This window comes from Corallococcus sp. CA053C (assembly GCF_003611675.1).
Taxonomy (GTDB): domain Bacteria; phylum Myxococcota; class Myxococcia; order Myxococcales; family Myxococcaceae; genus Corallococcus.
On sequence record NZ_RAWA01000791.1, the window covers coordinates 1 to 1,160 of the forward strand.

The following is a 1,160-nucleotide window of genomic DNA, read 5'->3' on the forward strand; positions in this document are numbered from 1 at the left end:
CACGCCGGAGGGGACGCTGCGGCCGGGTGCCTTCGCGGCCGTGGGGCTGGGGGTGGACCATGCGCGCTGAGCGACTGTCGCGCGGCGGCGCCGGCCTGGTGCTGGCCCTGGCACTCCTCACGGCGGGGTGTGCCTCGCTGCCCGCTCGGGCGGGCCCTGGGAGCACCCTGGCTGCTGTCTCGGGCCTGACGCCCCTGGCGGCCTTGGGGCGCGGTGCCGTCGCGAGTCTCCCCGAGGACGACGCGCTCGAGGACTTCTCCGACGAGGAGCCCGAAGTCGGGCCGCTGCTGCACCGCCGCCGGGCCTCGCCGTCTCCCCCGAGCCCCGGCGGAGGCGAGACGACGCCCCTGCGTGGGGTGGGCGCCCTGGCAGGCGCGTGCGGGGAAGTGCCCTCGGGCTGGCCGCACCTGGACTCGGAGGAGGCGGTACTGGCGCCCTTCCTGGAGTGCACCACGCCCGCGGCCTTCCTGGCCTTGCAGCGCGAGGCGGACATGCCCCGGCTGGTGGAGGCCCTCTCGGACTGGAACGCCGTCCGGCTGGGCGCCCTGGGGCCCCTGGAGGCCGAGGCCGCCCGCGTCCTCCTCCAGAAACGCGCGGCCTTCCTCTCCACCGCCGTCGAGAAGCACGGTCTGGCCCAGGCGGAAGTCCTCGCCCTCTTCGTCCTCCACACCACCCACGACGACGAGGTGCGACAGCTGCTGCGCCTGTTGGCCGAGGACAAGCTGCTCAAGCGCGCCCTGGGGGCCATGGAGGTGGTCCGCGAGGAGCTGAAGCAGCGGGGCATGGCCCTCGCTGACTTCCCGGAGCGAGACTTCCGTGCGGGCGATATCGCGCGCGGGCTGGGAAGGGCCGCGGATGATGTCGCGGCCTCCATTCCCCTCGTCGGCGGAAGCCGGAGCGTGGACGCGTCGGCGCTGCCCCCGCAGCTGCCACCGACCTATCGGGCTGCGTACCAGGAGGTGGAGCAGGCGCAGTACCTGGGAGCCTTCGCGCCGGGCAACGTGGCCCTGGCGTCCTTCGACCACCTCTCCTTCGGCGTGCCGCTGGGCTTCTACCACCTGGTGGCGGGGACGGCGCGGGGCGGGGCGTCCCTCGCCAGGGGCGAGTACGAGGAGGCCACGCGGCAGTTGGCGCCCGCGGCCCTCATGGTGGGCCTGTAC

At 74.7% G+C, this 1,160-nt stretch carries 1 pseudogene; it reads left to right on the forward strand.

What is annotated here, in order from left to right:
- Nucleotides 1-59: 59 nt before the first annotated feature.
- Nucleotides 60-1,160: pseudogene (locus tag D7V97_RS43175) on the forward strand (hypothetical protein); the annotation flags it as partial.